This is a genomic window from Alcanivorax sp. (genome assembly GCF_019431375.1).
GTDB classification, from domain to species: domain Bacteria; phylum Pseudomonadota; class Gammaproteobacteria; order Pseudomonadales; family Alcanivoracaceae; genus Alcanivorax; species Alcanivorax jadensis_A.
This window is the reverse complement of sequence record NZ_CP080267.1, coordinates 2,717,690-2,743,818: the sequence shown is the minus strand read 5'-3', so window position 1 is coordinate 2,743,818 and position 26,129 is coordinate 2,717,690. Positions and strand designations below refer to the sequence as shown.

Below are 26,129 nucleotides of genomic sequence, written 5' to 3'. Positions count from 1 at the left end.
CAGGCGCCCTAGTTGCAAACCCCATTAGTGGTCTGGCAGGTGAGACCAACCCGGGTGCGCAGCTGCCCCGAGGGAATCACCATGGTCCCCAGGTTGCGGTTGCCGAATTCCAATCGCCCAATTTCCAGTGCCGCACCGCCAGCCGTAGCCCCAAACAGCAATTCCTGCTGAATCAGCAGTTTGGCCGGATCGCCATTGCTGTTGTCAGCGGTCGATTGTAAATCCAGTTGGCCGTTACGAACCGCGATATCCCCCGTGATCCGGGCCAGACGCAGGTCCACATCCGGTTGGCCCGGCTCCGAAATAGAAATAAAAGTGCCGTCATCAATTACGTCGTCACTACTCTGGGTGTGTGCCAGGGAGCTATCCAGGTCTGTAAGGCTAAAGTCACCGGCGTAACGCAGGTACACAGGGCAAGGTGGACTGGCGCAGCTGGGGGAACCGTTCAGGTTAAGATCAAACTGGCTGAACTCCAGGTTGGCATTGATATCCAGCCCTTTGACCGGGTTGCTGCTCAGGTCCGGGAAGGGGCCACCGCCAAAGCGCCCCAGAAACTGGATGCGGGCCTCGCTGGTGTTCAGGTTCAGCCCGGAGTTCAGTACAGAAATATAAAGGTCGTTGGCGGACAGCAGCAGGTCGACACTGTGAAAACCCACCGCCAAATTGGTATCGGTGTCGGCGATCATGAAGTGACTGCCGCGGGTAAACTGGTTGTAAGCGTCATCGCTGGACAGGCTGGGGCCGACAATCTCGCTGGTATTGCCATCGTTATCCATGTCACCGCCATCGCGGGCCCGCGACTGGATTTTCAGCACCAGGTCCGTGCGTAAGCCGGGGAGTGTGGCGCCGGCCAGGTGGGTATCAGCGTTACCGCCGCCCGGGTAGAGGTAAATATTGCCGTCCACGCTGCCCAAGGTATAAATCAGCCCCCAGTTCTTGGTCCAGACTTCATCATTGCCCGGGTCTCCGGCGATGCCGTTATTCAGATATTCGCCATCACCGTTGACATCATCCCGTACGGTGACGCCGCTGGAATAGGCTCCCAGATGGCCATTACGCACCAGCAGCGCCAGGCCGCCGGTGCTGTCCAGGGGCACATCCACCAGTGTGCCGCCATCGCTGCAGCCACTGGTGTTACTCAGCCCCAGCCAGCAAAGCCCGGCAGGAGCCTCACCGCCGGCCAGTGGGTCCAGGGTAATATTGGGGAAGTTGAAGGCGGAGACAGTACTGTCCAGTGACTGCCATTTATCGAACAGGATGGTGGTTCCCAGGCGAGGGGTTTGGGAAGGGTCATCCGTTTCACCCAATACCCACTGGAAATCGTTGGCAAAATCCCAGCGCAGGGCCAAATTCAGCCCTTCGCTGCGATTGCCAATATTCTCGTCGCCACCGCTCCAGGCACCGCCGCCGGCCAGCCGGGCACGAAAGTTCTCCAGGCCACCGGCCCAGCCGCTGGTGAGAGTGGGCCGATCTGCCTCAGTAATGGCGAACGGCGAAATGCCGTCAGAGTCATAAGTGAAATCCGCCAACAGTTTTACGTCGGCTCGTGCGGCGTCAAGAATCAGACCTGTGGCGTCCGCGTTGAGATTGGCATTGCTAACACTGAAGTCCACTTCCAGATTGTTAAGTCCGAATTCCGGAGAACCCGAGCCGCCCTGGCGGTAAAACAGCGTCGACGGCGCCATGTCCAGGGCAAGGCTGGTCAAACCACTATCCGTGGTGTCCGCAAGCAGTGGGCCGCTGTAGTGAAAGGTAAGGGAGGAATCCAGAGCCATCTGGCCATTGCTGCTTCCGATGCCGCTATGAATGAAATCGCCCGTATAAAGACGAAAACGCGGAAGGGTGACGTCTGCATTGATGAACGGCAACGGATTGGTTCCATCGGTACCCGCATCGATCGTCATAGCGAGAGTGAAGGGGTCCCCGCTGTAGGGGCTGCTACCGTCCACATTCTGGATCGCCATATTATTCGCTTGCACGGTTGAGCTGTCAGCGCTCCAACTGATGCTGCGAATATCCGGGCTGGTGATATTACCTTGCAGGGAAATGCCATCCTGCCCGGCCACGCTGGAAAGTTCACCCTCGGAAAGGGGAGTGAGTGCCTGGACGGTGGGAGCAAGACCTATCGGTATCAGGGCCAGTATTGATCTGGTTGTTAGGCTGAATATAGTCATGGCGTTTACCTGTGTGGCTGCTAGCAGAACTGGGCACTGCCAAAACAGTTGTCATAAACCGGATCCAGCCCAATGATGTTGCCATCACGTGCTGCGGTACTGGTTGCGATATTGCCAACGAAAACGGATGTCTTGTCGGAAATATCGAGAGTGAAAGCATCTGGCATGTGCATGGCCCAACCCGCAGGCATGGCTGCCTGGAAACCTGGGTACTGGATATCCTCTTTTTGAAAGGTAAGACCAAAGTTGCTGGAATTGATGTCTACTTGGTGCAAGTTGGAGATGTTGTAAGGCATGTTGTAAGCATTCAAATCATCATGAATACCGTTGCCATTTACATCGGTTACTCCCAGCCCGGTCGCCAATTGATTCTTGAACTTGTCGGCAATGCTGCCTCGAAGCAAGGGAAGTACCGCGTCCAGGAGCCCCCCGGAAAAACCATCCGGACGAACGATCCCGAGAGGGTTCGTGGTATCCGTTCCATGGATGATATCGTCCACCAGATCGGCCAGTCTGAGGTCATAAATAAAAGCCTGGGTCTGGCGTTTACCATTGAGTGATACCGGAAGCCCTGTTCTTCTCTGTGTTTCGAACTCGACGGTAAGGTTGCTGAAAGAAGCACAGGTCCCCAAAACACATTCGTGATCATCATTGACCCCAAGAGTCCACTCCGGCTGGCTAAAATCATTATTGGGGTCCGCATCACCGGGAGCATTGGTTCCCGGGTTTTCTTCATAGTAAGTGCTGCCGTCATTGGTGGGCGGCCGTGGTGTCCAGAATACACAGCAGCCCTGGTCCTGTGCGGTTCCCTGGCAGGGAGCACTGGCGTTGTCACAAGTAACGCCCACGTCATACTGACCCTGCATTTCGATATTGGCGGTAGCATTGAGGAAACCGCTGAAAGATTTGAACTTTCCAATGCTGAGTGGGCCAGTGACATTCTCTGCGCCAAGGCGAAGACCCACGATTTCACGAAGGGTAGGGTTGTCATCATTCTTGATGGCAAACTGCAGATACGGACGTGACATGGAAAAGGGTTTCAGGCCAGTGGCGTCACCTGAAGGTACACAGTTGGTTCCATCTGAGGTGCAGCCAAAAGCCAGGTTTTCTGCATGCAGATCCACACCTGTATCGGTGCGACCCAGCTCGAGATTCTTGACGTTCATGTTCAGATCGAGAGTGGCATCCAGCCCTCCACGATAAAAGGTATAACCATTCTCGGTAACCTTGTCGCCTACAAACAGGGCCTGACCGGTAATATCGGATAACTCGTCATCATCCATCACCTGCATGGCTGAAAGTCCTGGACTTGCTGCAAGAATCAGGAAAAACGCCAGAAAAGAGAATCTTGTTATTTTTTTATTCATGAAAAATTCCGCTCGTCAGAATCCGAAAATGTAGGCATTTCCTTGAACATTAACTCCGGCAAAGGGGCCGTTTTCATCGGCTACCCTGAGACCAAGAAAAGAGCCATTGGCATTGGCGTTATAACCATTTGCACCGGCACCAAATTCAACCGCGGTGCCGGTCAAAGTCATGCCGAAAGAGATGTTGGTGTAACCGTTGCTCGTTTCTGTGGCAGGGTCATAGCTCCCTGAAGCTGCGGGCAGAGACAGCTTCATGGCAGCCATGGAGTCCAGGGTCGCGGTATCGCAGCTGCCGCCAGGCAACAGGCAGTCGTTGCTGTCATTCAGGAATTTGCTGCTATCAAATAGCGTGGTGTTATTGCCTGCTTCACTGAGATAGGCTGCGTCCAGGTTCAGGGTGGGGATGGATAAATTGCCGTAGTAGCCTTTCAAGACCAGCCATTCATCGGTGCGGTTGGCAAAGCTGAGTGCCAGGCGGCAAGGGCCTCCGAGAGTGTCGCAATCAGCGAGAGCAATGGAGCCGTCCGGATTGGTGTTGAGATCCATGCCCAGTTCCAGTGCCACACCGGCCTGGCCAATAACGGTTTGCATTTCCTCTTCCGCCATTGGTTCCAGTGCATGGCTGGGCGCGGACAGAATCAGCAGAACCGGGGAAATTAACCAATACTTCATAGCCCGGCTCCATTGGTGGTGAGTTTCATCTGCTGAATCAGAATGCCTTCTATTCGTGCTACCCCAATATTGGCTACGCTGCCGTCGGGGTCGGTGAAATAGATGCCGTTATCAGTGGCAGTTGAATTGGGCGGAGGCGTGGAAAAGTCCCCCCAGCGAACATAACCATGGGTTTCGGGATTAGGGGCGCTGATTGCTTGAACGCTGTTACCAAAAAAATCCGTGGACTCGGTCTGTGTGTCGCAACTGGTTCCCTGATTGCAATAAATGTCGTTGTAAACCGCAGCGACAGGGGGGATGGCAGTAAGCTCTATAATGAAATTGCCGTCGGTACCTGCGCTGTTCAGAGTGATAGCCTGGGAATGCAGCCGGCCGAGAGGCAGAAAAGCATCCACATTGCGAAACGTGAGCCCCTGACTATCGGAAAAATCGGGAACGCTACGCAGGCTGTCGGGACTACTATCGGTCTGGTTTACCGAAAAACGGAAATCGCCACTCAGGGCGCTTTGATAGGTGAAACCAAAGGTTGGGTCGTCAGAATTTGCGGTTTGCATCAAGCGGAAAATGGTAGGGTCGCCCGCTCGGGTAATGGGTTTTCCAAGGATGACTGTCTGACTTTGTAATCCGCAATAGCCGGTATTGCCGTTGCCATCCGGGCAGGCGCTTCCTTTGCCCACTTCCATTTCGCCCCAGAAACTCCAGCGCCAGGAGCTGCTTGCCGTTGGCCCGATGGTTTCCAGTACCGTGGGGCGATCAACACCCTGCAGCAGATTGCCTTGATAGTCATACCCCTGGTACTGGAATACTCGTACCAGAAAGGGATTGTAGACGGGTGCGAAATCACTGATGACATTACTGCCAATGGGGCACAGGTCGTCATTACAGGCGTTACCGTGCCAATCTGTTCCTGCTCCCTCACCGGTCATATGCAGGCCGTAGTAACGTGCATCCCCCCGGTGCCAGCCGTTATCCGTCGCACTCTGGCTGGGCGCCTGGCCAACTATTTCGAGATAGCTGGTGGGGGCTGTTTCGTATCGAAAATCATCCAGCGCTATGGCCAGCCCCTGGCCTTTGATGCTGGCCATGTCATGGTCACTGAGTGGCTCAAGCGCGTGGCTGGTAGTAACAGCACACATGAGCAAAGGGAGGGTTAACGGCAAGCGTTGCCGGGCATATTTCTGCATGATGGTTTCCCTGATCATGACAAGGTACTGACGTACCTTTTTGTTATTGTTTTATTTTCTGTGAGCCTTGTTATTCGACTTGTGGGCTAACGGGTGCAGTTTCAGCACGCTTATTCCCAAGACACGCTTGCAAACAGAAAAAGGTTCCCGGTTTCGGGCTTTTTATATCTTTGTGTAATCGAAAGTGATGTTGAGGGTGCTTGTAGGGTGGGGCGGGCTTACTGTAGGGGATAAATAGAGGGAACCTTTTTTTGCTCCCATGCGTGTAAGCATGTGTAGAGAACTATGCGATCGCCAGAGAGCCCCATATGAAGCAGCGAGAGTTCGAGTCGCTGGTAGGTCCTTTCCTGCCGGACCTGTACAGGCTGGCTTATCGATTTACCGCCAATTCCCACGATGCTGATGATCTGATACAGAACGTCCTGGTGAAACTGTATCCGCGGCTGCAAGAGCTAAAGGCGGTTGAGCGTCTCAAGCCCTGGCTGGCCAAGGTGCTTTATCGGGAGTTTATTGACAGCAAGCGTCGGGAAAAGCGCTGGCTCAAGCTGGTTGAGCCCCTGGATAACGACCTGGACAGGGAGTACCAGGCGGTAATGGAGAGTACTGAGTTGGCACCTGAGTACCTGTACGGGCAAGCTGAACAGTGGAACACGATAAGCCTTGCACTGGACGGGTTAAACAGCGATCAGAGAACCCTGGTCACCATGCATGACATCGAAGGCTATACGGTCACCGAGTTGACCGAAATCCTCGACCTGGCTCCGGGAACCGTCAAATCGCGTCTGCATCGGGCGCGGGCGCGGTTACGGGACTACCTGGAAAGGGAACCGGAAGTGCCTCTCGAGCGTGTTCAGGGTAACGGGAGAAAACGATGAACTGCCATCAATTTGAGAAAATGCTGGATGATCATCTGGATGGTTATTTGTCCGGGGAGCAAGATCGGCAAGTAACGGCGCACATTGATAATTGTGCGCAATGCCAGCGGGTTTTGGCCCAGGCAAAGGATGTGCAAAAGGCATTGAAAACCATGCCAGTACCACGGCTACCGGATAATTATGCCGAGCGTCAATTTCAGCGGCTGTGGTCTGAACAGAATTTCGAGACTGGCAAGAGGGGATTTCATCATCTTTTCCAACCCGGGTTGGCCGCTGCATTACTGGTGGGAATCTTGCTGGGTGGCGGCATGGTGCAGTGGTTGTCTTCCAGCGAACCCTCACTTGTCTCTCAGCCCCTGACGGTGAATCTGTACGATACCCGTGAAGTTCGCTTCGTGGTCAATTCGCGCAGCGACCTGCAGGGTGCGAGGGTTACGTTGCGTATTCCGGAACATATGGAATTGGAAGGGTTCCCGGGCAGGCATGAGCTGACCTGGACAACAAATCTGAAGGCCGGGGCCAATTTGTTGTCTTTGCCGCTTCGGGCGGCGGATCTTGGCAGCGGTGAAGTTGTCATGATGATTGATTCCCCGGGAGGCACGCTGGTTGAAAAGACACTGGTCATTGAATCCAGCGCTAAACGGACAACAGGACGTTATCAACCGGAAGGCGTGACCGGGTGATAACGCCGGCGATCCCGATGCGATTGAAAATGAGGGAAAGACAATGAATATCAAGATGTTTTGGGTGGCTTGTGCTTTTTCCCTGCTGGCATCGCCGGCGTTTGCGGAAGAGGCGGAAATCACTATCGATATTATTGAAGAGGAAAGTGGCGATCCGGCGCAATTGATGAATCGTATCGAGTTGCCGGAAGCCGCTTCCATGGAAGCCAGTGAAAATTCCCAGTCCGGCCTGGATGCGGCTAATGATGCTCGTGAAAAAGGGCAGCAACAAGGAGCAGAAGCCGCTGCCGAATTCCGCGATGTGATCAATCTTGGCAGAGAGATTCCCTTGCCCCCGGAGCTGGGGGGGAGCGATATTCAGCGACCCGAGCCAGAAACTCCGCAGCCGCCATCATCACCGGGTGCGCCTTGATCCATTAGATGGTGGGTGCGCGGATTCAAGATTGTGTTTCAGATTTAATTATTCGGTACTGCGCCTTTCGCAGCGCCATAAAGGGGAAAAAAATGTTGAAGCCGGTATTCGCATTGATAATGCTGGTACTGATATTGGCCGTCATTTCCTTGCAAGCAAATGCCGGTACGGAAGTTGAGTCTTTCCAGGAGGGAGTTTTTTCCTTCAAGAAAGGCGATTATCCAGAAGCCAGAAAGGCCTTTGAAAAAGCCCGGAATGAAGGGCTTGATAGTGCGAGTCTGCATTACAATCTGGGTGTGACCTATTATCGCCTGGGTGAGTACGATAACGCTGCTACCGAATTCGAATTACTCACAGAAGAGCCCAAGTGGAAAAACCTTGCCTACTATAATCTTGGTCTTGTTGCGGAAAAACAGGGGCTAAAAAAGAAAGCGAAAGATTACTACCAGAGCGCTCTTTCGCAGCAGGAAAGCAAGGTGAATACCCTTGCGAGCAGGGCACTTTCCCGCTTGATGGGTCCGCAGTCACCCAGTTATTTGTTCGCCAGTCTCTTTGCCGGTAGCGATGACAATGTGACGCTAGTGCCGGATCAGGAAACAGAAGGGAGCGAGGACAATCAGCTGACCGGCTTCATTACTGGTCGTTATTATCTGGATCGACAATGGAGTCTGGAAGGGCTGCTATACGGTCGTCGATACGAAGACAGTAGCGAATTTAATACGTCTCTGGCAGAAGTCGGGCTTCACCGGGAGCATGGACAGGGGGAATGGCGCTGGGATAACGCGGTGAATGTGTCTCTACAGTCCCTGGATGGTGAGCGTTATCTGGATACCGCCAGCCTGGAAGCCGAGGCCCAGCGCAGCTTGTCAGGGAAGCGAGCGGTGAAAGTTGGCGGCGAGCTTTCAGGAATTCGTGCCGCTGACGGTTTTGATTACCTGGAGGGATGGCGGGCCCGCGGAAAGATTCGCTGGCTACAGGGGCTGGGTTCAGGACAACTTCAGCTCGACTATCGGCTGGAGTTAAATGATCGCGAAGATCTGGTGGCTGGCGAAGACTTTGCCAGTTTCTCCCCGATTCGCCATCTCATCAAGACAGATTACAGCTGGCCCTTTTCCAGGCGCTGGGCCGGACGTGCCTCCGTCGCTTATCAGCATAGTGATTACCGTGATGACCATATTATCCAGGGAGAGACCATCCATCGAAAGGACAATCGATTGATGGCTTCCCTGCGTGCCGATGTGACACTTACCCCTCGCTGGCGGTTGTTTGGTGAGTATCGTCATACCGATAATTCAAGCACGATAGATATCTATGATTACGATCGTAACGAATGGAGTCTTGGTCTGGAGTATTTCGATTTTTATTAATGATCCCGTTCTTCCTTGAGCGCCTTTTCCTGTTTGGGCGGGAAAGGGCGTTTATTTAGCAGATCCTTTTTTATCTCCCTCTTGATAATGGAACCTTCTGACAGCGCCAAGCGTGTTAATGGATGAAAGCGGTGAAGATCGATAACCGGCAACCGTTACTAACCCAAAGGTTGTAAATATTTTTAAGATCAAGGAGATGTTTATGAAACTGTTTAGCATGCTTGTCTGTGCCTTGCCCCTTTCTTTGGTTACTGCACCGATATATGCGGATGAAGAGACCTCTGAAGGCGAAGCGACCATTGAGGTTGTTGGGGACGTTGAAGCGCAACCGGAAGGCCTGACTGACGCAATCAGCTTGCCGGAAGAAGCTGCAGCAGAAGCACGACAGAATGCAGCCCTGGGTCTGGAAAAGGCAAACCGCGCCCGTGAAAAAGGCGAGGAATCCGGTCAGGCGCAAGCAGAAGAAGCGCGCGAAAACGGCCGCATGGATGGTGGCTTTGGCGCAGAGATAAGTGCGGAAGGACAAGCCTCTGGTGGTCTTGACGGCGCAGCTGTTGAAGGTGGGGTAAGTGGTTCCGCCGACGGGGCAATCAACCGCTAACTCTCTTGTCCTCCCCCCGTTTAAGGGTTGTGCTCTCCCCCTTTGCACAGCCCTTACCTTGGCCAACCTTCGGGTTGGCCTTTTTCATTCCCGCCCCTGATTGGTAAATATTTTACAGTCCTGAGAAAGTCGCTTATCACTTAAATGAAAGACGACTCCTTTTTTAAATAAATCGTCTACCAAAAATTGAGTAGTTGTACAAAAACAATAACAACTTAATAGAGGTGAGCATGCTCGCCAGACTCAAAGACAGGCAGCGCAACAGGATGGCGGTGCCTGTGACATGGTGGGCTAATGGTAGGATTTGATGTGCTGGAAGATCTGCATTTCAGGAATGTGAGACCTATGCGTCGCTAGGGCCGCTTAACAGTTTGCCGACAGCACATAATGTTCCACCCCCTGATTCAGAAACCGGATCAACATCCGGTAACTGTCCAGATCAAAACTGGCGTCCGCATCCGGGGTCGCCGCTGTCGGTTCCGGCTCATTTTTCAGGGTGGTGAGATAACACCACTGATCAATCAGATGGTAGTCAGTTTGTTGCGTGTTCTGCTCACGAATAACCAGCATTCCCGCGTAAGGCCAAGCCTGGATATGCTGATCTTCCAGGGTTGTCCGCAACCGCTGGTTATGGCTTTCCACTGCTTCCTTCCCGCAACAGGCGCCACGGCAACGGCCCAATTGGTGAGCAAAGCAGGCTCCCTTGCCGTTGCCTTCCAGGCCACAGATCCGCGGGCAAAGGCCGGCCTCGCGCACTTTGCTGTCCAGCATGGCTTTTGCCTGTCGGGGGCTGCGAAACAGGCCATAGCTGTCCTGTTGCCAGCCATGGTTACCCATCAGCGGCCGGTATAACAACGGCACCAGAAAACCGCGGGTATCGGTTTCCAGCCGCCAGCTATGCAGCTGGCGGTAACGCCGCTGGCGACGGTTGAAGATTGGCTGGCGTTGCTTGATTTCCCGGTTTTCCAGCAGCAGGGCGCCCAGCTCCCCGGCGGTGACCTGATGCTCGATGCGACGGGTCAGGTAACACAGCCGCCCTTCCTTTTTATCCCGATGCCGGGCAGAAAAATGACTCTTTACCCGTTGCCGCAGGTTGATGCTTTTTCCTACATAGAGCAGCTCGTCCTGCTCGCCAAAAAACCGGTAAATACCGGGGAGGGCGGGCAGGCCAGCAAACAGGGTTGGATCGACCGGCGAGGACTCGAAATCTGGGATCATGCCGATAGTGTCCATGGGGAAACGCCATGATGTGGTGAAGGCGGGGTGGATGATCTGATATTTTTCCCGTGCCATGATGATGAAAATGCATTGCCAGGAGGCAACCATGAGTGGCCACGACACCGACACCCGTATCGAAACCGATTCCCTGGGCGAGGTGCAGGTACCCAAAGCCGCCCGCTGGGGTGCCCAGACCCAGCGGGCGGTGGATAACTTTCCTATCAGCGGTCGCCCGCTACCGGAGCGTTTCATTCTGGCCGTGGTGCGCATCAAGCGCTGTGCGGCGGAGGCCAATCTCAAGCTGGAGCAATTGCCGGCGGACAAGCAGGCCGCCATTGTCGGTGCCTGCAATGATCTGCTGGCCGGCCACCATCTGGATCAGTTCCCGGTGGATATTTTCCAGACCGGCTCCGGCACCAGTACCAACATGAACGTGAACGAGGTGATTGCCCACCTGTGCGCCGACGCCGGGGCCGAGATTCATCCCAACGATGATGTGAATCTGGGGCAGAGCAGTAACGACACCATTCCCACCGCTATCCATGTGTCCGCCGTACTGGCTGTCACCGAGCAATTGCTCCCGGGCCTGGAACACCTGATCGCGACTCTGGGGCTGCGAGCCCGCGAAGGCCGCGAGCTGGTCAAGACCGGCCGCACCCACCTGATGGATGCCATGCCGGTGACCGTGGAGCAGGAACTGCAGACCTGGGTGCTGCAATTGCAGGACGCCAGCAGCCGGCTGGCCCGGGCCCGGGATGAACTGCTGGCCATTCCCCAGGGTGGCACGGCGGTGGGCAGCGGCATCAATGCCCATCCGGACTTTGCGGTTGCCTTTGCGGAGCAACTGGCGGACGAAACCGGGCTGGCCTTCAAGCCCATGCCTCACCCCTTTGTGGCCCAGAGCGCCCTGGATGCGCCGCTGAATCTGTCCGCTGCCCTGCGTGGGCTGGCAGTGGTGCTGATGAAGATCAGCAACGACCTGCGCTGGATGAACTCCGGGCCCATCCATGGCCTGGGTGAATTGCAGCTGCCGGCCACCCAGCCCGGTTCCTCCATCATGCCCGGCAAGGTCAACCCGGTGATCTGCGAATCGGTGACCATGGTGGCGGCCCAGGTCATGGGGCTGGATCAGGCCAATGCAGTGGCGGCCCAGAGCGGCAACTTCCAGCTCAATGTGATGCTGCCGCTGGTGGCCAGCAACCTGCTGGACATGACCGCCTGGCTGGCCAACAGCTGCCGCAACCTGGCCGACCGGGCCATCACCGACATGACCTTCAACGAGGGTCGTCTGGCCGAGGGCGTGGGCAAGAACCCGATCCTGGTCACCGCCCTGAATCCGGTGATTGGTTACGAGAAGGCGGCGAAGATTGCCAAGGAAGCCTTTGCCAGCGGCCGCCCGGTGATCGACGTGGCCGAGGAACAGTCGGGCCTGTCCCGGGACGAGCTGGAAAAACTGCTGGACCCGAAAACCCTCACCCGTCCCTAGAATGGGTAGGGTGCACAAAGCCTCAGGCGAACCGCACCGGGAGGTGGTCAACGGTGCAGTTCGCCCCAGGCGCAGTGTACCCTGCGCCTCCTTCAATTTTATCCCTAGACACAGCGTCTACACCGGGTAGTATTTTGTTACCTTTGGCACAGCTGAACGGATGACCCGTGCGGGGGACTGTGTCAGTCTGGAGCGCCTTACATACCCACGAGTATGGGCGTCCAGCCCCACCCATATCGACAGAATAACAAGGTAACGGAGCAACTATGAGCAGTAACCTCACCATCCAGCGCACCCCCTCCGCCGTGGAGCCGCCGCTGGTGATCAACCGCATTCTCGAAGCCGGCGTGCGCAAGGCGCCGGAACAGACCATCACCTACGGCGACCGGGACTTTACCTACCGGGAATTTGAAGAGCGGGTACACCGTTTGGCCGGCGCCCTGGCGGCCCAGGGCATCAAGCCCGGTGACACCGTGGCCGTGATGGACTGGGATACCAACCGTTATCTGGAGGCGTTCTTTGCCATCCCCATGATGGGCGCGGTGCTGCACACCGTGAACGTGCGCCTGAGCCCGGAACAGGTGCTCTACACCATCAACCACGCCGAGGATGACGCCATCCTGGTGAACAGCGAATTCCTGCCGATCCTGGAAGCCATCAAGGATCGCATCGAGCCGGTGAAGACCTACATCCTGCTGGACGACGATGGCGTGAAAAGCAGCGATGCGCTGCCTATCGCCGGTGAGTACGAAGACCTGTTGGCCAAGGCACCAGCTCGTTATGAGTTCCCGGAGCTGGACGAAAACACCCGCGCCACCACCTTCTACACCACCGGCACCACCGGCCTGCCCAAGGGCGTGTACTTCTCCCACCGTCAGCTGGTGCTGCACACCTTCGCCGGCCGCTCCTCCATGGCCGGTGTTGGCCAGGGGCGTTTCAACGAAGACGACGTCTACATGCCGATCACCCCCATGTTCCACGTACATGCCTGGGGCATTCCCTACATGGCCACCCTGATGGGCGTGCAGCAGGTGTACCCGGGTCGTTACGAGCCTGCCACCCTGCTCAAGCTGCTGGTCACCAAGAAGGTCACCTTCTCCCACTGCGTGCCCACCATCATCCAGATGCTGTTGCAGGCGGAAGCGGCCAAGAGCATCGACCTGAGCGGCTGGAAAGTGATCATCGGCGGTTCCGCCCTGCCCAAGGCCCTGGCCATGGGCGCCCTGGAGCGCGGCATCGACATCTACACCGGCTACGGCATGAGCGAAACCTGCCCGCTGCTGACGCTGGCGCAATTGACTCCGGAACTGGAAAAGGCCGACCTGGAAACCCAGGCGGACTACCGCACCCGCACCGGTCGCCCGGTGGCCATGGTGCAGCTGCGCATCGTCGATGCGGAAATGAACGACGTGCCCCACGACGGCAAGAGCCAGGGCGAAGTCGTGGTCCGTGCCCCGTGGCTGACTCAGGGCTATCTCCACGACAAGGAAAAATCCGAGGAGCTGTGGGCCGGCGGCTGGCTGCACACCGGTGACGTGGCAGTGATGAGCGAAGACGGCTGGCTGAAGATCGTCGATCGCATCAAGGACGTGATCAAGACCGGCGGCGAGTGGGTGTCTTCCATCGACCTGGAAGGCATGATCCTGCAGCACGCGGGCGTGGGTGAATGTGCCGTGGTCGGCGTGCCCGACGAGAAATGGGGCGAGCGCCCGGTGGCCCTGGTGGTCAAGAATGGCGACGCGGACGAGGAGGGCATCAAGGCGATGATGGCCGACTACGCGGACAAGGGCATCATCAGCCGCTACGGCATTCCCGATCGCGTCATCTTCGTGGACGAGCTGCCGCGCACCTCCGTGGGTAAGCTGGACAAAAAGAAGATGCGTGCCGAAATGGTGTAACGCCTTCAGGCGTCACACTACCGAAGAGCCCGCCACCCGGCGGGCTTTTTATTGGCGGGTCGCCGGATCGCATCCTTGCTGTAGGAGCGCCGCCAGCGCCCCCCTACAGCAAGAATCTGCGCTAAAAATGAATTTCCTTCATAATTCCCTGTCACTTTAACGCTCCCTCTACAAATTGCTTGCATAATTGGGCGTTAGACTTCCCTACGGCTTGTTGCGAATTACACATTGGAGACTTCCATGAAGCGGATTATCGCCGCCCTGATACTGGTGGTGCTGGTAGGTGCAGGCCTGTGGTGGGCCCTGGCGCCCGCGCCGGCACCCATGGGGCAGCGTCCGCCCACGGTGGTGAACCTGGCGCCGAGCATTGAACGTTCCCTGTTTGATCGGGTGGAAGCCGTTGGAACCGCCCGGGCCGCCCAGGCGGTGACCATTCTCACCGAAGTACCCGGTCGGGTGGCGCAGATCCACTTCCGCCAGGGGCAGAAGGTGGAGCAGGGCAAGGTGCTGGTTACCCTGGACGACCGCAATGCCAGCGCGGAGCTGGCTCGCAGTGAAGCGGAATACCAGCGCGCGCTCAACGATTTCCAGCGTGGCCAGAAGTTGGTCAAGAGCCGCGCTATTTCCCAGTCCGAAGTGGATAGCTTCCGCACCACCCTGGATGGTGCCAAGGCCAGCCGCGATGCCGCCCGGGCCAATTTCAACGACCACACTATCCGCGCCCCCTTTGCCGGGGTGGTGGGCTTGCGCCAGGTGGATGCGGGCAGTTATCTGCAAACCGGTGATGCCATTACCACCCTGGATAACCTGGGATATATCGAAGTGGATTTTCAGGTGCCGGAACGCTACCTGGCGCGACTGGTCTCCGGTCTGCCAGTGCAGGCGCGCAACGAAGCCTTCCCGGATCAGGTGTTCGAGGGGAACATCACGGTTCTGGATTCCCGGGTCAGCACCGCAAGCCGTAGTCTCACCGCCCGGGCCCGGCTGGAAAATCCCCAGGACCGGATTCGTCCCGGGCAGTTTCTGCGCGTGTCCGTGCAGCTGGCCCAGCGCGATGCGCTGCTGGTACCCGAGCAGTCGATCATTACCCAGGGGTCGCAGAGCTATGTGTTCACCGTCACCGCAGACAATACTGCCGAACGCCATCCGGTTACCCTCGGTGGCCGCCGTGACGGCTGGGTGGAAATCACCAGTGGCCTGACCGGCCAGCCAGACGTGGTGGTCAATGGCCATTCCCGTCTGGGGAGCGGCCAGGCGGTGCAGGTGCTGGATAATCCGGAGGCCTTGCTGCCGGGCCAGCGGGCCCTGCTGAAACCTGCTTCGCCGGACGCCGATCAGGCGGACAGCGAGGCCGCCGCATGATCCTTTCCGATATCTCCATCAAGCGGCCGGTGTTCGCCACTGTTATCAGTCTGCTGATTGTGGTGTTCGGCATCAGTGCGCTGATGAAACTGTCGGTGCGCGAATACCCGGACATTGATCCGCCGGAAGTCTCCATCTCGGTGGACTATGCCGGCGCCGCCCCGGAAGTGATCGATACCCAGATTATCCAGGTCATCGAAGGGGCCGTGGCCGGGGTGGAAGGGGTGCGCAAGATCGAGTCGCGCAGCCGCCTTGGCTCCGCCCGTACCAGTGTGGAATTCAACCTGGACCGGGATGTGGACGTGGCCGCCAACGACCTGCGTGATGCGGTGTCGCGGGTGCTCAACCGTCTGCCGGAAGAGGCGGACACCCCGGTGATCGCCAAATCCGACGCGGACGCCCGGCCCATCATCTGGGTCACCCTGACCAGCAGCACCCTGGCTCCCCAGGAACTCACCGACTTTGCCGAGCGTTCCCTGGTGGATCGTTTCGCGGTGCTGGACGGGGTGTCGGAAGTCTTTATTGGCGGCGAACGCCGCTACGCCATGCGCGTCTGGCTGGACCGCCAGAGCATGGCCGCCAACCAGGTCACCGTCACCGATATCGAACAGGCCCTGCGCAGCAACAATGTGGAGCTGCCCGCCGGGAAGCTGGAATCCCAGTCCCGCGCCTTTACCGTGCGCGCCGACAATCGCCTGTCGTCGGTGAATGAATTTGAGGATCTGGTGGTACGCCGCCAGGGCAACTACCTGCTGCGGGTGGGCGATGTGGCCCGGGTAGAGCTGGGCGTGGAAAGTGATGACACCGTGCTGCGCGCCAACGGCGAAACCGCCATCGGCCTGGGCATCATCCGCCAGTCCAAGGCCAACACCGTGGCGGTATCCGACAACGTGCGTGCGGAAATCGAGGCGGTGCGCACCAGCCTGCCGGCGGATATCAGCCTGGACGTGAACTACGACGAATCCCTGTTTATCCGCGCCTCCATCAAGGAAGTGCTGGTGACCCTGGGCATTTCCGTGGTGCTGGTGATCGCGGTGATCTTCGCCTTCCTGGGCAACCTGCGCGCCACCTTGATCCCGGCGGTGACCATTCCGGTATCCATCATCGGTGCCTTTATCGGCCTGGGCATCATGGATTTTTCCATCAACGTGCTCACTCTGCTGGCGCTGATTCTGGCCATCGGCCTGGTGGTGGACGATGCCATCGTCATGCTGGAAAACATCCAGCGGCGCATCGACGAAGGGGAAACCCGGCTGGTGGCCGCCTATCGCGGTGCTCGTCAGGTGGCCTTTGCGGTGGTCGCCACCACCCTGACCCTGGTGGCGGTGTTCGTGCCGATCTCCTTCATGGGCGGGGACGTGGGCCGGTTGTTTGGCGAGTTCGGTTTTACTCTGGCATCGGCGGTGATCATCTCCAGCATTGTCGCCCTGAGCCTGGCGCCCATGCTCTGTTCGCGCTGGCTGCACCGGCATAGCGTCAAGGAGCTGCGCGGCGAGGGCAATGCCTTTGAACGTGGCCTGCAAAAACTCAACAGTGGTTATGCGCGTAGCCTGGCGGCAGCCCTGGGCAAACCCTGGCCGTTGGTGGTGGGCTGCGTAGCCCTGTGCGTGGTGGCGCTGCTGGTGTTCCGTGGCCTGCCCCAGGAGCTGGCTCCCACCGAAGATCGGGGCGTCTTTATTATTCCCGCCTCGGCGCCCCAGGGTGCTACCTCTGAATACAGCGTGCACCACGTGAAGGAAGTGGAAAAAATCATGGCGCCGCTGGTGGAAAGCGGTGAAGCGGAGCGGGCCCTGTCCATCGTCGGTTTCCGTGGCGTCACCGAGCGGGCCTTCAGCATTGTGCGGCTCAAGGACTGGGGCGAGCGGGACCGGTCCCAGCAGGAAATCGTCAACGAAGTGCGGGGCAAGCTGTCACAGGTGGCGGGCTTGCGTGCCTTTGCGGTGAATCCTCCGGGGCTGGGCCAGAGTGCCTTCAACCAGGCGCTGGAAGTGGTAGTGGCCGGCCCGGATTACGATCAGGTGCTGGCCTGGAGCGAAACGCTCATGGACGCCATGGAAGAGAACCCGGGGCTCACCAGCATCGATACGGATTTCGAGCAGACCCAGCCCCAGCTGGACGTGAAAATGGACCGGGAGCGGGCCGCGGATCTGGGTATCACCGCCACCGATGTGGGCCAGACCCTGCAAGCCATGTTCGCCACCCTCACCGCGTCCACCTATGTGGACCGGGGCCGCGAATACGATGTGCTGCTGGAAGCGGAGAAGCGCAACAGCCAGGGCCCCGACGATGTGTTGCCGATCTATCTGCGCGCCGCCAACGGCGAGCTGGTGCCGTTTTCCAGTGTGGTGGAACTGACCACCACCGGCGATGCCCCGGAACTGCGCCGGGTGGACCGGCTGCCCGCCATCACCCTGTCCGCCAACCTGGCGGATGGCTATGACCTGGCCACGGCCATGACCTATGTGGAAGAGCAGGCCCGCGAACGGCTGCCCCTGGAAGCACGCATCGGCTACAAGGGCATGGCCGAGGAACTGCAGGAATCCGCCGCCGCCATCCTGATTACCTTCGGGCTGGCGCTGGTGATCGTGTTCCTGGTGCTGGCCGCCCAGTTTGAAAGCTGGATCCATCCGCTGATCATCATGCTCACCGTACCCCTGGCCCTGGCCGGGGCGGTGCTGGCCATCTGGGTTACCGGGGACAGCCTGAACATCTACAGCCAGATCGGTATGATCATGCTGCTGGGGCTGATGGCCAAGAACGGCATCCTGATCGTGGAATTCGCCAACCAGCTGCGCGACCAGGGGTTGGCAGTGAAAGAGGCGGTCTATCAGGGCGCCATCGTGCGCTTCCGTCCGGTACTGATGACCGGCATCTCCACCATCTTTGGCGCCATCCCGCTGGTACTGGCCACCGGCGCCGGTGCGGAAAGCCGCTTCACCATCGGCGTGGTGATTCTCGGCGGCCTGCTCTTTGCCACCGTGCTGACACTCTTTATCATCCCGGTGTTGTACCAGTGGCTGGCACCCTATGCCTCGCCGGCGGATGCAGTGAAGCAGCAGCTGGATAAAGAGATGGGCCAACCGCAGGAGTAGGCGCGTCGTTGGCGGCGCGATCCAGATGGCGTGCTACTAGAGGGGACGGAGTTGCAAGCTACAAGCTTCAAGCTACAAGGCGCGAGAAAGGGTAGGGCTGTATTACAGGCTGTGCCCGCGACCATAAAACTTGGGGTGCGGAATCCATTCTCTTCAGGTTGGCTACGCGGCAGTTTCGCGTTGCAGCTTGTAGCTTGCCGCTGTATCCATGACTGACTACGAACTGATCCGCAGCAAACGCCGCAGCCTGGAGTTGCGGGTGCTGGAAGATGGCCGGGTGCAGGTGCGGGCGCCGCAGCGGGCGCCGGTGCGCATGGTGCAGGCGTTTGTAGATAGCCGCCGCCAGTGGATTCACAGTCAGCAGCAGCGTCAGGCCAGCCGGCCTCGCCAGCGTTGGCAGGATGGTGCGTCATTTCCGTTCCGCGGGCAGCCGCTGACCATGGATGTGTCTGCCGGGCGCAATGCGGTGACCATCTCTGGCGGCTACCTGCAGATCCGGGTGTCGGAGCCGGAAAGCGAAGCAGCGGTAAAACAGGCGTTGGAAAGCTGGCTGCGCAAGCAGGCACGGCCGCTATTCGAAGACAGCATCGCTCGCCAGTTTTCGTGGTTTGCTGCCCAGGGCTATACGCAGCCAGTGCTGCGGGTGAAGAAAATGCGCACCCGCTGGGGCTCGCTGTCGGCCAGGGGCTACATCAATCTGAACATGGCCCTGCTGCATTACCCGCCGGCGGCGCTGGATTACGTGGTCATGCACGAGCTGTGTCACCTGCAACACATGGACCACGGCCCCGGCTTCCACGCCCTAATGGACGCCCGCATGCCCGACTGGCGCCAACGCAAACAACTCCTCGACCAGCCTCTCTACCAGCCCTGAGGACAACCAGCAGGTCCTTTCTGTAGGAGCGTCGCTGGCGGCGCGATAACCTGGCGTATGGAATCGCCCCCCCCGCGACGCTCCTACGGAGAGGGGGGGGCTACAACCATACGGCATACCAATAGGGGTAATCCTTGACGCTATTGACCAAACCGGCACGAAGCGGGTTGGCGACGATATAGCGGGCGATTTGCAGGATGTCTTCTTCCTGTCTGAGGGCGTGGTCATGAAACCCCCGCTGCCAGACGGATTGCCCAATAGCGCGGGCAGTCTGGCTCTTTAGCATACCCACCGTCTGCGAAAGGGAATGCTTGCCGGATAATTCCAGCAACCAGTGAAAATGGTCCGGCATCACCACAAAGCATAGAGACTGGCTGGCGCCTTGTTGGTCCAGGTTCAGGAAATTGCGGGCAAGCAGTCTTGCCCTGTCGGTATCCTCAAACCAGGGAGTCCGGTTTCGGGTGACAGCAGTGATCAGATAGTGCTGATGCGGTTGTGAGCAACGCCCTTGCCTCAGTTTGTATCCATTATGCAGTGAGTCCATGGATTCAAGGGTGATGAGAGAGTCGCGCTGACCATGGATGTGTCTGCCGGGCGCAATGCGGTGACCATCTCTGGCGGCTACCTGCAGATCCGGGTGTCGGAGCCGGAAAGCGAAGCAGCGGTAAAACAGGCGTTGGAAAGCTGGCTGCGCAAGCAGGCACGGCCGCTATTCGAAGACAGCATCGCTCGCCAGTTTTCGTGGTTTGCTGCCCAGGGCTATACGCAGCCAGTGCTGCGGGTGAAGAAAATGCGCACCCGCTGGGGCTCGCTGTCGGCCAGGGGCTACATCAATCTGAACATGGCCCTGCTGCATTACCCGCCGGCGGCGCTGATTACGTGGTCATGCACGAGCTGTGTCACCTGCAACACATGGACCACGGCCCCGGCTTCCACGCCCTAATGGACGCCCGCATGCCCGACTGGCGCCAACGCAAACAACTCCTCGACCAGCCTCTCTACCAGCCCTGAGGACAACCAGCAGGTCCTTTCTGTAGGAGCGTCGCTGGCGGCGCGATAACCTGGCGTATGGAATCGCCCCCCCCGCGACGCTCCTACGGAGAGGGGGGGGCTACAACCATACGGCATACCAATAGGGGTAATCCTTGACGCTATTGACCAAACCGGCACGAAGCGGGTTGGCGACGATATAGCGGGCGATTTGCAGGATGTCTTCTTCCTGTCTGAGGGCGTGGTCATGAAACCCCCGCTGCCAGACGGATTGCCCAATAGCGCGGGCAGTCTGGCTCTTTAGCATACCCACCGTCTGCGAAAGGGAATGCTTGCCGGATAATTCCAGCAACCAGTGAAAATGGTCCGGCATCACCACAAAGCATAGAGACTGGCTGGCGCCTTGTTGGTCCAGGTTCAGGAAATTGCGGGCAAGCAGTCTTGCCCTGTCGGTATCCTCAAACCAGGGAGTCCGGTTTCGGGTGACAGCAGTGATCAGATAGTGCTGATGCGGTTGTGAGCAACGCCCTTGCCTCAGTTTGTATCCATTATGCAGTGAGTCCATGGATTCAAGGGTGATGAGAGAGAGCCCGGCGAAAAAGCGTTAGCGGCGGAAAAGGCTGTAGGTAATGGTCATACCTTTCCGTAGGAGCGTCGCTGGCGGCGGGATAACCTAGCGTATGGAATCGCGCCGCGAGCGACGCTCCTACGGAGAGGCGTGGAGCTTCTTGTTTTCACCAGACATAAAAAAAGCCCGCCGAAGCGGGCTTTTTCCTGCTAATGCAATCGCTTATTCAGCAACCACGTTAGCGGCCTGCGGACCTTTGGGGCCCTGCTGGATCTCGAAGGAAACCTTCTGACCCTCGGCCAGGGTTTTGAAGCCTGAGCCGGTAATTGCGCTGAAATGAACGAATACGTCCGCACCACCATCGTCCTGGGAAATGAAACCAAAACCCTTGGACTCATTGAACCACTTCACAGTACCTGTAGCCATGTGAATCTATACCTCGAAACTATTACTTTGAGTGTTGCTTGCAAACCATGTTGGGCGGTGTTCGGAGACAACTTCAGCTTCACGCAGGGAAGACAATTACCAAACTAATCCACGGCCATAATTCGCAGCCATTTCCGACTTTACCCTCCTTTTTTGGCGAGCACCACCCCTTTTTATAGCCGGTTAAACCGACAGTTATAACGCCGTTGTCACAAAGCGAACCGCCATGCTGTGCTGCTCGCCAGGGCCCAGCAACAGGGCGTTGTCGAGGACACGGGCGGTTTCGATACAGAGCATTCGCTGCCAGGCATCGTCGGCGAACTGGCTCAGGCGTCGGCTTTTTTCGATCCAGGGATTCCATACCACCGCGGAGCGACTGCCGCAGGCCGACAGGGTCAGCCGGCGCTGCCAGGCGGGGTCATCGATATGCAGGGTGTCGGGCAGTTGCAGATAGAGGCGGTCGGTTTCCCCGTGGAACGTCAACGGGCCTTGTTGCCGGTGGCGCTGCCAGTCATCCAGGGCATCCACATAGGGACAGCTGTCCAGACCATGAATCTCAACCTGCCGACAGTCAGAGACAGCAAAGTAACTGTGCAGGGCCTGGCTGATCCATACCGGTTCATCGCCGTGGTTATGGTTGTGCAGAGACAGGCTCAGGCCGTCGTCCAGGCGCACGGTCAGAGTGGGTTCCACGTCGGGCAGGCATTGCCGGTCGGCATGGGGAGACAGGGCAAACGTGAGGGTGATCTGTTCATCATCCTGCTCGGAATGCGTCAGGCACCAGGGTTGCTGGCGCACCAGTCCGTGGGCCGGTGGCTGTGCCAGCGTATATTGCTGGCGGATCTCGATGGGGTTGAAATCCAGACCACCGAACCAGGGCCAGCACACCGGCACCCCACCACGCACGCCCTGACCGTTGTGATAGGCGGCGTCTTCACTCAGCCAGATCAGCGGGGGCTCGCCATCCCGTTGGTACGACAGCACCTGGGCACCCTGTTCGGCGATCACCAGGGTCTGATTGCGATGGCGAACTTCCCAGCCGGTCAGCTCGCCGCGGGTGATCGGTTTGATGGTTGCTGTCATACCCTCTCCACGCAAATGTAGGAGCGTCGCTGGCGGCGCGATAATCAGGGGTTCGAGTTGCGAGAAGCGAGTTTCGAAAGGCAAACCCCTATAAAGTCGCTCCCGAGATATGCTTTTCGAAACTCGCTTCTCGTGTCTCGTTTCGGTTTCAATCGCGCCGCCAGCGACGCTCCTACGATGGCGTGGCGTTTGTTGCGGCGGTTATTTAATCCCCGCCGCAATCTCCAGTTCGCGGATGGACTGCTCCAGATAATCCAGGAGCCGCTGCATGGAGGGCAGGGTACGCCGGCAGGCGATCAGGCCGAATTCCAGCTGATCCTGGTAACTGGTCAGGGTGATGTTCAGCGCGATGCGGTCCAGCACGATGGAGACCGGGTACATGCCTTTCAGCTTGGCGCCGTTCCAGTACAACGGTTCTTTGGGGCCGGGTACATTGGAGATCACCACATTAAAGGCTCGCCATTTGGGGGCTAGCCCGGTGAGCAGGTTGAGACCGGTGGGGGCCATGGTGAGAGCGGTGAAGTTGAGAATTTCCTCCGGACTCATCTGGGAGAAGCGTTCCTTGGCTTCCTGTACCGAGTCATTCACCACCCGTAGCCGGTTGGCCGGGTCGCAGATATGGGTGCCCAGATTGGCCAGGATCATGCCGATCTGGTTGCCGCCGGCGCTGTCATCCTGACGCAGGCTCATGGGCACCATGGCAATCAGTGGCTCATCCGGCAGGGCGTTCTGGCTGATCATGTACTCGCGCAGGGCGTGGCCACACATGGCCAGCACCACGGTATTGATGGTGCAGTTGAACGCCTTGGCGATCACTTTCAATCGCGACAGCGAATAACTCTGGGCGGCAAAGCGCCGCGAACCGGTGACCGTCTGGTTAAGTACAGTGTCCGGGGCCTGAAAGATGGAGACATAGTTTTCATCCTTCTTGGCCTTCTGGCTCACCTTGTAGATTTCCCGGGCCAGGCCGGGCACCGTGGCGGCCTGCTTGCTGATACCGGCACCCAGGCGTGCCAGGCTGGAGGCCACATCCACCGGATTACTGGGCAGCGAGCGGCTGCGTTTTTTCGGCTGGTAGGCCCACACCGGTGGCAGGTCTCGTTCATTCGGGTCGGTGGACAGGGCGCGCATGCCCATGCGCATGGCAGAGATGCCATCCACCACGGAATGGTGAATCTTGGTGTAGAGCGCGAATTGTCGCCCGCGGATGCCTTCGATCAGGTGGGCTTCCCACAGCGGGCGTTCCCGGTCCAGCAGGTTGGAGTGCTCGGCGGACACCAGCGACAATAGCTCACGGATACGGCCTGGCTTGGGCAGGGCCTCGTGGCGGAAGTGGTGGTCGATGTCGAAGTGCTTGTCCTCGGTCCAGTAATACTGGCCCAGGCGGCGGGTCAGGCGCTGGTTGAATGGCGCCACCGGGCTGCAGTAGTCGCGCATGTGCTGGGCCAGTTCGCTGACATACTTGGGGCCCGCATCTTCCGGAAAGGAAAATAATTGCAGTCCGGCCACATGCATGGGCTGCTGTCGTTTTTCCAGCCACAGGAAAAGTTGATCCACCGGGCTAAGCGCTTTCATAGATTCCCCTTCGTCATTTTTATATCCCTGAACACAACCAAAACGATTACCGGAAAACGGCAATGCACTCTCTATGCCAAGGGAAGATCATAGTAGCAAAGGCGCATTCGGGTCACTGTGTGCAAGGTGTAAATCGGCGGGCGATGCGGTAACTGCCGCCGGATGGCACATTGATGAATGGCAGTGTGTTCGGGAAAATGAAAAGATATCCCCACCCTGAACACCGGGTTGCCGATTGGCAAGCCGGCTGGCGATTGTTTGGGATGGCGCCGTCGGTAAGGTCGTTGCGGCCAGCAGAATGACCGGCGCAGGCTAGGAAATACCTCCTATATTCACCAGAAAAATACCGAACATAGATCATATTGATTATGTTTATGGGTCTGCGGGCTCTAGAATGCGCCCCATCGGTAGACCGGCATGTGTTCTGTCTGGCATGAGCAGGGTTGCCCCTCCCGGTATCGATAAACCAATTTGTTAATCAGAGGTTCACCATGTCATACACCAAAGACATCGAAGCACTTAGCTCCGTGATTGGTGCCAACAGCACCTGGAAAGACATCAATCCGGAATCTGCTGTTCGCATGCGTCTGCAAAACCGTTTCAACACGCATCTGGACATCGCCAAGTACAACGCCAAGATCATGCGTGAAGACATGGCGGCCTATGACGCTGACAACTCCAAGTACACCCAGTCCCTGGGTTGCTGGCACGGTTTCATCGGCCAGCAGAAGATGATCTCCATCAAGAAGTACTTCGGTGGCACCAAGCGTCGTTACCTGTACCTGTCTGGCTGGATGGTTGCTGCCCTGCGTTCCGAGTTCGGTCCGCTGCCTGACCAGTCCATGCACGAGAAGACCGCTGTTGCCGATCTGATCCGTGAGCTGTACACCTTCCTGAAGCAGGCTGATGCCTGGGAACTGAACCACCTGTTCCGTGCTCTGGATGATGCCAAGGACGCTGGCGACGAAGCCAAGCAGAAAGAAATCATCAACAAGATCGACAACTTCGAAACCCACGTTGTTCCGATCATTGCCGACATCGATGCTGGCTTCGGTAACCCGGAAGCCACCTACCTGATGGCCAAGCAGATGATCGAAGCGGGTGCTTGCTGCATCCAGATCGAGAACCAGGTTTCCGACGAGAAGCAGTGTGGTCACCAGGACGGTAAAGTAACCGTTCCTCACGCCGACTTCCTGGCCAAGATCAACGCCGTACGTTACGCCTTCCTCGAGCTGGGTGTTGACGATGGTGTGATCGTTGCCCGTACCGACTCCGAAGGTGCTGGCCTGACCAAGCAGATCGCCGTGACCAACGAGCCGGGCGACCTGGGCGACCAGTACAACTCCTTCCTGGAAGGTGAGTACATCGAGTCCGCCGACGAAATCAACAACGGCGACGTGGTAATCAAGTCCAACGGCAAGCTGCTCAAGCCGACCCGTCTGGCTTCCGGCCTGTTCCAGTTCCGCAAGGACAGCAACATCGACCGTGTTGTTCTGGACTGTGTGACCAGCCTGCAGAACGGCGCTGACCTGCTGTGGATCGAGACTCCGACCCCGAATGTCGAGCACATCAAGCTGATGGTTGATCGCATCAAGGAACAAGAGCCGAACGCCAAGCTGGTTTACAACAACAGCCCGTCCTTCAACTGGACCCTGAACTTCCGTCAGCAGGTATTCGATGCCTGGGAGAAGGAAGGCAAGGACCTTTCCGCCTACGATCGCGCTGGTCTGATGAGCGTGAAGTACGACGACAGCGAACTGGCTGCTGAAGCTGACGAGTGGGCGAAAGAGTTCCAGGCCAAGGCTTCCCGTGAAGCTGGCGTTTTCCACCACCTGATCACTCTGCCGACCTACCACACCGCTGCTCTGTCCACCGACCAGCTGGTAGAAGGCTACTTCGGCGAAGAAGGCATGCTGGCCTACGCCAAAGGTGTTCAGCGTCAGGAAATCCGTCGCAACATCGCTACTGTGAAGCACCAGGACATGGCCGGTTCCAACATCGGTGATGACCACAAAGAGTACTTCTCTGGTGAAGCTGCGCTGAAAGCCGGCGGTAAAGACAACACCATGAACCAGTTCGAGAACAACTAAGTTCCGATCTGTTCAAGGTAAGTCTGAAAGGCGGCTCCCGAAAGGGGGCCGCTTTTTTTTGTGTCAAAAAAGCAATCCGCTTTTTTAAACTCGCTGTAGGAGCGCCGCTAGAGGCGCGAACCTCGCGAAGCG

General features: G+C 57.9%; 21 protein-coding genes and 1 pseudogene. 12 read left to right on the top strand and 10 right to left on the bottom strand.

The features are described 5' to 3' along the window. Nucleotides 1-8: 8 nt before the first annotated feature. From KZ772_RS12790 to KZ772_RS12775, 4 genes are all read right to left on the bottom strand, one after another. Nucleotides 9-2,174 (bottom strand): DUF6160 family protein, encoded by a 2,166-nt coding sequence (locus tag KZ772_RS12790; protein ID WP_290536925.1) that lies wholly within the window; start codon nucleotides 2,172-2,174, stop codon nucleotides 9-11. Between the two features lie 20 nt (nucleotides 2,175-2,194). Continuing rightward, a complete protein-coding gene (locus KZ772_RS12785) occupies nucleotides 2,195-3,541 on the bottom strand; it encodes a hypothetical protein (RefSeq protein ID WP_290536924.1) in 1,347 nt (448 codons plus the stop codon). A 15-nt stretch (nucleotides 3,542-3,556) separates the two neighbouring features. Continuing rightward, nucleotides 3,557-4,147, bottom strand: coding sequence for a hypothetical protein (locus tag KZ772_RS12780; RefSeq protein ID WP_290536923.1), 591 nt, complete (start codon nucleotides 4,145-4,147; stop codon nucleotides 3,557-3,559). 62 nt (nucleotides 4,148-4,209) lie between these two features. Continuing rightward, nucleotides 4,210-5,397 carry a hypothetical protein gene (locus KZ772_RS12775; protein ID WP_290536922.1) on the bottom strand — a complete coding sequence of 396 codons (1,188 nt, stop codon included), beginning with the start codon at nucleotides 5,395-5,397 and terminating at the stop codon, nucleotides 4,210-4,212. Between the two features lie 308 nt (nucleotides 5,398-5,705). Here KZ772_RS12775 and KZ772_RS12770 point away from each other — a divergent pair, with 308 nt between their 5' ends. The 5 genes from KZ772_RS12770 to KZ772_RS12750 all read left to right on the top strand — a co-directional run bounded on the left by KZ772_RS12770 (nucleotide 5,706) and on the right by KZ772_RS12750 (nucleotide 9,335). Beyond that, nucleotides 5,706-6,272 (top strand): RNA polymerase sigma factor, encoded by a 567-nt coding sequence (locus tag KZ772_RS12770; RefSeq protein ID WP_290536921.1) that lies wholly within the window; start codon nucleotides 5,706-5,708, stop codon nucleotides 6,270-6,272. Then, nucleotides 6,269-6,955 (top strand): zf-HC2 domain-containing protein, encoded by a 687-nt coding sequence (locus tag KZ772_RS12765; protein WP_290536920.1) that lies wholly within the window; start codon nucleotides 6,269-6,271, stop codon nucleotides 6,953-6,955. The genes KZ772_RS12770 and KZ772_RS12765 overlap by 4 nt, the downstream gene beginning before the upstream one ends. 43 nt (nucleotides 6,956-6,998) lie before the next feature. Then, complete coding sequence (locus tag KZ772_RS12760) at nucleotides 6,999-7,367, top strand: hypothetical protein (protein WP_290536919.1); 369 nt, start codon at nucleotides 6,999-7,001, stop codon at nucleotides 7,365-7,367. A 92-nt stretch (nucleotides 7,368-7,459) separates the two neighbouring features. Further along, a complete protein-coding gene (locus tag KZ772_RS12755) occupies nucleotides 7,460-8,734 on the top strand; it encodes a tetratricopeptide repeat protein (RefSeq protein WP_290536918.1) in 1,275 nt (424 codons plus the stop codon). Between the two features lie 202 nt (nucleotides 8,735-8,936). Beyond that, entirely contained in the window at nucleotides 8,937-9,335 is a 399-nt protein-coding gene (locus KZ772_RS12750; RefSeq protein ID WP_290536917.1) for a hypothetical protein, read from the top strand. A 363-nt stretch (nucleotides 9,336-9,698) separates the two neighbouring features. On the opposite strand, the gene KZ772_RS12745 is transcribed toward KZ772_RS12750, so the two are convergent. Next, nucleotides 9,699-10,661 (bottom strand): GIY-YIG nuclease family protein, encoded by a 963-nt coding sequence (locus KZ772_RS12745; protein ID WP_290536916.1) that lies wholly within the window; start codon nucleotides 10,659-10,661, stop codon nucleotides 9,699-9,701. Between KZ772_RS12745 and KZ772_RS12740 the strand changes: the two genes are divergently transcribed. From KZ772_RS12740 to KZ772_RS12720, 5 genes are all read left to right on the top strand, one after another. Then, on the top strand, nucleotides 10,660-12,039 hold the full coding sequence (locus KZ772_RS12740) for a class II fumarate hydratase (RefSeq protein ID WP_290536915.1): 1,380 nt from the start codon (nucleotides 10,660-10,662) through the stop codon (nucleotides 12,037-12,039). The two genes, KZ772_RS12745 and KZ772_RS12740, sit on opposite strands and share 2 nt — an antisense overlap. A 266-nt stretch (nucleotides 12,040-12,305) precedes the next feature. Beyond that, the gene (locus tag KZ772_RS12735) at nucleotides 12,306-13,937 is read left to right on the top strand and encodes a fatty acid--CoA ligase (RefSeq protein ID WP_290536914.1); all 1,632 of its coding nucleotides are present in this window, start codon (nucleotides 12,306-12,308) and stop codon (nucleotides 13,935-13,937) included. A gap of 240 nt (nucleotides 13,938-14,177) precedes the next feature. After that, nucleotides 14,178-15,299, top strand: a complete 1,122-nt coding sequence (locus KZ772_RS12730; protein WP_290536913.1) for an efflux RND transporter periplasmic adaptor subunit — start codon at nucleotides 14,178-14,180, stop codon at nucleotides 15,297-15,299. Further along, on the top strand, nucleotides 15,296-18,391 hold the full coding sequence (locus tag KZ772_RS12725) for an efflux RND transporter permease subunit (RefSeq protein WP_290536912.1): 3,096 nt from the start codon (nucleotides 15,296-15,298) through the stop codon (nucleotides 18,389-18,391). The genes KZ772_RS12730 and KZ772_RS12725 overlap by 4 nt, the downstream gene beginning before the upstream one ends. A 208-nt stretch (nucleotides 18,392-18,599) precedes the next feature. Further along, complete coding sequence (locus tag KZ772_RS12720) at nucleotides 18,600-19,265, top strand: SprT family zinc-dependent metalloprotease (protein WP_290536911.1); 666 nt, start codon at nucleotides 18,600-18,602, stop codon at nucleotides 19,263-19,265. Nucleotides 19,266-19,365: 100 nt separating this feature from the next. Here the strand turns inward: KZ772_RS12720 and KZ772_RS12715 are convergent, their stop codons facing one another. Beyond that, nucleotides 19,366-19,809: a transposase gene (locus KZ772_RS12715; protein WP_290536909.1), complete on the bottom strand. Its 444-nt coding sequence runs from the start codon at nucleotides 19,807-19,809 to the stop codon at nucleotides 19,366-19,368. A gap of 33 nt (nucleotides 19,810-19,842) precedes the next feature. Here KZ772_RS12715 and KZ772_RS12710 point away from each other — a divergent pair. Continuing rightward, nucleotides 19,843-20,276, top strand: a pseudogene (locus KZ772_RS12710) (SprT family zinc-dependent metalloprotease). Between the two features lie 100 nt (nucleotides 20,277-20,376). On the opposite strand, the gene KZ772_RS12700 reads toward KZ772_RS12710, so the two are convergent. The 4 genes from KZ772_RS12700 to KZ772_RS12685 form a co-directional block, all read right to left on the bottom strand. Further along, entirely contained in the window at nucleotides 20,377-20,820 is a 444-nt protein-coding gene (locus KZ772_RS12700; protein ID WP_290536909.1) for a transposase, read from the bottom strand. Nucleotides 20,821-21,045: 225 nt separating this feature from the next. Continuing rightward, entirely contained in the window at nucleotides 21,046-21,249 is a 204-nt protein-coding gene (locus KZ772_RS12695) for a cold-shock protein (protein ID WP_011590014.1), read from the bottom strand. Between the two features lie 195 nt (nucleotides 21,250-21,444). Further along, nucleotides 21,445-22,332, bottom strand: a complete 888-nt coding sequence (locus KZ772_RS12690) for a D-hexose-6-phosphate mutarotase (RefSeq protein WP_290536908.1) — start codon at nucleotides 22,330-22,332, stop codon at nucleotides 21,445-21,447. A 201-nt stretch (nucleotides 22,333-22,533) separates the two neighbouring features. Beyond that, complete coding sequence (locus KZ772_RS12685) at nucleotides 22,534-23,907, bottom strand: wax ester/triacylglycerol synthase family O-acyltransferase (RefSeq protein WP_290536907.1); 1,374 nt, start codon at nucleotides 23,905-23,907, stop codon at nucleotides 22,534-22,536. A 491-nt stretch (nucleotides 23,908-24,398) separates the two neighbouring features. Here KZ772_RS12685 and KZ772_RS12680 point away from each other — a divergent pair, with 491 nt between their 5' ends. Continuing rightward, complete coding sequence (locus KZ772_RS12680) at nucleotides 24,399-25,997, top strand: isocitrate lyase (protein WP_290536906.1); 1,599 nt, start codon at nucleotides 24,399-24,401, stop codon at nucleotides 25,995-25,997. Nucleotides 25,998-26,129 lie beyond the last annotated feature (132 nt).